Annotated in this window: 5 protein-coding genes; 3 read left to right on the forward strand and 2 right to left on the reverse strand. The window is 68.9% G+C overall.

Going from position 1 to position 5,130, the window contains the following annotated elements; translation table 11 throughout:
• Nucleotides 1-34: 34 nt before the first annotated feature.
• The gene (locus J8403_RS27670) at nucleotides 35-649 is read right to left on the reverse strand and encodes a response regulator transcription factor (protein WP_281427996.1); all 615 of its coding nucleotides are present in this window, start codon (nucleotides 647-649) and stop codon (nucleotides 35-37) included.
• 28 nt (nucleotides 650-677) lie between these two features.
• Nucleotides 678-1,922: a sensor histidine kinase gene (locus tag J8403_RS27675; RefSeq protein ID WP_211125541.1), complete on the reverse strand. Its 1,245-nt coding sequence runs from the start codon at nucleotides 1,920-1,922 to the stop codon at nucleotides 678-680.
• 191 nt (nucleotides 1,923-2,113) lie between these two features.
• Here J8403_RS27675 and J8403_RS27680 point away from each other — a divergent pair, with 191 nt between their 5' ends.
• From J8403_RS27680 to J8403_RS27690, 3 genes are all read left to right on the forward strand, one after another.
• Nucleotides 2,114-2,659 (forward strand): hypothetical protein, encoded by a 546-nt coding sequence (locus tag J8403_RS27680; protein WP_237515578.1) that lies wholly within the window; start codon nucleotides 2,114-2,116, stop codon nucleotides 2,657-2,659.
• A gap of 76 nt (nucleotides 2,660-2,735) precedes the next feature.
• Nucleotides 2,736-3,236 carry a PH domain-containing protein gene (locus J8403_RS27685; RefSeq protein WP_059142150.1) on the forward strand — a complete coding sequence of 167 codons (501 nt, stop codon included), beginning with the start codon at nucleotides 2,736-2,738 and terminating at the stop codon, nucleotides 3,234-3,236.
• Entirely contained in the window at nucleotides 3,233-4,780 is a 1,548-nt protein-coding gene (locus J8403_RS27690) for a PH domain-containing protein (protein ID WP_211125543.1), read from the forward strand. Before J8403_RS27685 ends, J8403_RS27690 begins: the two co-directional genes overlap by 4 nt.
• Nucleotides 4,781-5,130: the final 350 nt, after the last annotated feature.

Raw genomic sequence — 5,130 nt, forward strand, 5'->3', positions numbered from 1 at the left:
TAAACCCGCGGTCGTGCCCCCCCCAACGGCCGCGCTAGCTCAGCAACCCGTGCTCCATGGCCTTCATCACCGCGGCCGTGCGGTCGGAGACGCCCAGCTTCCGATACGAGCGCAGCAGATGTGTCTTGACCGTGGCCTCGCTGACGAACAGCTCGGCGCCGATCTCGGCGTTGGTCAGCCCCCGGCCGACCAGCCGCAGCACCTCGCGCTCACGGCCGGAGAGCGGCGACGGCTCGACCGCCCGGGAGCGGAAGAGCTTGCCCGCCAGGGACGGGGTGAGCACCGTCTCGCCACGCGCCGCGGTCTGCACCGCGTCGATCAGCTCCTGGCGTGAACTGCCCTTCAGCAGATAGCCCGCGGCGCCCGCCTCCACCGCGCGCAGGATGTCCGAGTCGTCCTCGTACGTGGTCACGATGACCACCTTGCAGGCCGGCACCTGCCGCAGGATCTGCCCGGTGGCCTCGACCCCGTCCATCCCGCCCATGCGCAGATCCAGCAGGGTGATGTCCGGCCGCAGCGCGACCGCCTGGACCACCGCCTCCTCGCCGGAACCGGCCTGCCCGACCACCGTGATCCCCTCGGCGGACTCCAGCATGGCGCTCAGCCCCTCCCGCACCACCGGATGGTCATCGGCCAGCAAGACCCTGATAGCGCCGCTCGGATTGCCCGGCGTAGCCTCAACCACTGACTGCCTCCCCGGTCAGCGCCGTCACCGGCACGCTCACCTCCACGGTGGTGCCCCGTCCGGGGCTGCTGGTGACGGACGCGACCCCGTCGATCTCCTCCACCCGGGCCTGCATCCCGCGCAGCCCGTAGCCTTCCTGCGTGCCGTCCGGGGTGAAGCCCTCGCCGTCGTCACGGACCAGCAGCCGGACGCCGCCCTGGTCGAAGAGCACGATCACATCCACCGTACGGGCCTGTTTGGCGTGTTTGCGCACATTGGCGATGGCCTCCTGCACCGTGCGCAGCAGCACCACGCTCACCGCCATCGGCAGCGACTTCTCCTCGCCCATCACCGAACAGCGCACCTCCAGGCCGGTCTCGGCGATCAGCCCCTCGGCCTGCCGGCGCACCGCCTGGGAGAGCGAACCGCCGCGCAGCGCGGGCGGGGTGAGGGCGGCCACGAAGTCACGGGCCTCGGCGAGCGACTCCTTGGCCACCCGCCCGGCCAGCGACAGATGGTTCACCGCCTGGTCCGGGGCGTCGCGCACCTCCGACTCGGCCGCCTGCACCAGGCTGATGATGCTGGTCAGACCCTGCGCCAGGGTGTCGTGGATCTCCCGGGCCAGCCGCTCGCGCTCGGCCGAGATACCGGCCTCGTGGGAGAGCCGCGCCACCCGCTCCCGGCTGCGCTGCAACTCCTCGATGAGCTGCCCGCGCCCCTTGCTCTGCCGCACCACCCGCTTGATCCACAGCCCCAGCAGCATCGACAGCGCGATGCTCAGCAGCGAGATGGGCAGGACGCCCAGGACACTCAGCCCAAGGTCCTCCCCGATGAACGCCACCACCAGCACGGGGCAGAGATTGGCCACCGTGGCCAGCACCACCGCCGAGATCATCGGCAGGCTCATGATCAGCATCGGGATGACGGCGAACAGCGCGAACGCGCCGACGAGGTTGAACGCCGTGGTGACGCAGAACAGCGTCACCAGACCCACCGCGAACACCAGGTTCCGCGGGCCGTAGGTGTCCTCGATCATCAGCGTCCGGCCGACCGCCGCGTACCACGGCACGCACAGCGTCAGCGCGGCGATGGGGATGGAGTGGCTGGACTGGGAGCCACTGGAGAGGAAGAGCAGGATCGCGGTGACGAGATAGGAGACGGCGAAGAAGCCGTCCCACAGGCCGAACCAGCGGGTGCCGGACTCGGGACCGTAGTACGCCCCGGTCTGCGAGCCCTCCCCCGGAGAGTGATTGCGCACGGGCTCAGTACTACCACGCGTGTCCACCGTGTCCACCGGACGGTTGACAGCCAGAACCCACCGTTCAGTCGTCTCGCGGCGGCCGGTCCGCTTCTAGCGTTGAGCCAGGTGGGACGGAGAGTCGTCACACCGCCTGCACATCACCCTTTTTGGCTTGGAGAACGTCCCGTATGCCACAGATGAGCCAGTTCATGTCCGCACTGATCGCCAGTGGCACGATCCTCATCATCATCCTGGCGACCGACATCGGCCGCCGCCGCATCACCACGATGCGGATGGTGCGCTCGGTCATCGCCGTGGCCATCGTCATCGCGATCTTCGTCGAGTCCTTCCCGACCAAGGGCAACGACCTCTCCCTGCAGCTCGTGGGTGTCGGCACCGGCGTCATCTGCGGTCTGATCGCCGGAGTGCTGCTGCCCGCCTACAAGGACGCCACCTCCGGCGACCTTTACACCATCGGTGGCATCGGCTACGCCCTGGTGTGGATCGTCCTCTCCAGCGGACGCATCCTCTTCGCCTACGGCGCCGAGCACTGGTTCACCATGGACCTGGTCAAGTTCTCCATCGACTACAAGATCAGCGGTCAGGACACCTACGCCAACGCCTTCGTGTTCATGTCGCTGGCCATGGTGCTGACCCGAACCGCCGTGCTGCTGGCCAAGATGCGCAAGCTCAAGGGCCAGGACACCGCGAGCGGTCAGCTGCCGCAGCAGACCACCACCGGCGCTTCGGTCTGAACGGCCTGATTTCATAGTCCACCAACCCCGCCGGGCCCGCCCCGGCACCCGTCAGACGCAAGAGCAGGGTGAAGCAGTGGAACGCCATGACAACCTGAGGCTCCGACCGCCTCGGCACCGGGTCGACCGCCGTGCGATCGGCTGGTGGACCGTGCAGTCCGCGGTCTTCGCCCTGCCTCTGCCGCTCGTCTTCGGGATCCTGTGGGCCTCCATCCCCCCCACGCGTGAGTTCTTCATGTGGGCCACGCTGATCTCGCTGGTCCCCGGGCTGCTCTACATGGCCGTCATGCCGGCCTGGCGCTACCGGGTCCACCGCTGGGAGGCCACCAACGAGGCGGTCTACGCGGCCTCCGGCTGGCTCTGGCAGCAGTGGCGGGTCGTTCCGCTCTCCCGCGTCCAGACCGTGGACACCCTGCGCGGCCCGATCCAGCAGATGTTCGGGCTCTCCGGTGTCACCGTGACCACCGCCTCCGCCGCGGGCGCGGTGAAGATCAAGGGCATCGACCAGAAGATGGCGTCGGACCTGGTCGAGTACCTGGCCAAGTCCACCCAGGCCGTCCCGGGAGACGCCACATGACGTCGGACACCACGGTGCGGCCGCCCTCCCACGCGCCCGGCCAGGACTGGGGGCGGCTCAACAGCCGGCTGCTCCTGGTCAACCTGTCCATCCTGGCCGCACCGGTGGCCATGTTCCTGGCCAGCCTCGCGGTCACCGGTGGCGACACCAACCTCCAGGTCATCATCACCCTCGGCTCGCTGTTCGTGACCTTCCTGGTCATCAGCGGCATCGGGCTGATGCGGCTGTTCACCACCCGCTACCGACTCACCGAGGACCGCTTCGAGCTCCACACCGGTCTGCTCTTCCGCAGCGAGCGCTCGGTCCCGATCGGCCGCATCCGCGGTGTCGACCTCACCGCCAACCCGGTCCACCGGATCTTCGGCCTCACCACGCTGCGCATCGACAGCGGGGACCAGAGCGACGCCGCCGCGCGCAGGCTCGCCCTCGACGGCATCACCAAGGCCGAGGCCCTGGAGCTGCGCGGCCGCATCATCGCCCTGCGCGACGCCGGCCAGGCCCGGCCGGTGGCCGACAGCGACGGGGTGCTCAGCCGGCTGGACTGGTCCTGGCTGCGCTACGGCCCGCTGACCCTGTGGGGCGTGGGCGGTGTCTTCATCGCCGCGGCCAGTGCGTACCGCACCCTGAGCGAACTCCAGGTCAACCCGCTCGACCTCGGCATCATCAAGGACCTCGAGGACCGGTTCGGCACCATTCCGCTCTGGTACGGAGCCCTGCTGGCCGCCGTCCTCATCGTCGTCCTCGGCATGATCGGCTCCACCGCCACCTTCATCGAGAACTGGGCCGGTTACGAACTGCGCCGCGAGGACGGCGGAATCCTCCGCATCCGCCGCGGACTGCTGGCCACCCGCTCCGTGAGCATCGAGGAACGCCATCTGCGCGGCCTCGAACTCGTCGAGCCCATCCCGCTGCGCTGGGCCAAGGGTGCCAAGCTCAACGCCGTCGCCAGCGGCCTGGGCAACCAGGAGGACAACCGCAGGCGCCGCGCCCTGACCCCGCCCACCCCGCGCGGCGAGGCCATGCGGGTCGCCGCCGACGCGCTGCCGACCGGCCCCGGCCTGATCGAGCGCAAGGGAATGCTCCCGCACCCCAGGGAGGCCCTGCGGCGCCGGATCAACCGCGCCCTGCTCTGGTCGGTCCTGATCGCGGCCGTCCCGGTGGGCCTGGGTCTGTGGCTCGGCTCCTGGCTCGTCATCACCGGCGTGATCACCGGTGTGGTGCTGGTGCCGGTCCTGGTGGCGTTCGCCTTCAACGCCTACCACAGCCTCGGCCATATCCTGCGCGGCCGCTTCCTGGTGATGTGCTCCGGCGCGTTCGCCCGCCGCACCGTCGCCCATCAGCGTGAGGCGATCATCGGCTGGAAGTTCTCCCGGACGCCGTTCCAGCGCCGGGTCGGGCTGATCACCCTCGGCGCCACCACCGCCGCCGGTGAAGGCGTCTACCACGTGTACGACCTGACCGAAGGCCAGGGAATCGCCCTCGCAGAGACCGCGGTACCGGGGCTGCTCGCTCCGTTCATCGAGAGAGCCCCCGACCGCGGCTGACACCCACCCCGAGACCAACTGGCGATCCCCCGAGAGGTGGAGGGGCGGACCGAAAGGCCGCCCCTCCACCTCTGAACCGCTCCACCGCTGAGCCCCGCCACCGCCGAAAAAATTGAATACTGGGCGCATTATTTGCTCGAGATCCTTGTCGCCACCGGAATTCTCATGCACTCTGGTGAATTAAGCGTGGCCATTGCGCGATGCCCCTCGGATACGGGACCCCAAAGGGATGATAGGGGTCCATAGGGGGTTTGAAGGGGTTTCTAGCCGCCCTGCCCTGTGTAAAGCTGACGTACGGTCTTGGTGTTATGTCTGCGAGGGTAATGGGGCGCGCGATGGTGAGTGAGTCC

Source organism: Streptomyces yatensis (genome assembly GCF_018069625.1).
Lineage (GTDB): Bacteria > Actinomycetota > Actinomycetes > Streptomycetales > Streptomycetaceae > Streptomyces > Streptomyces yatensis.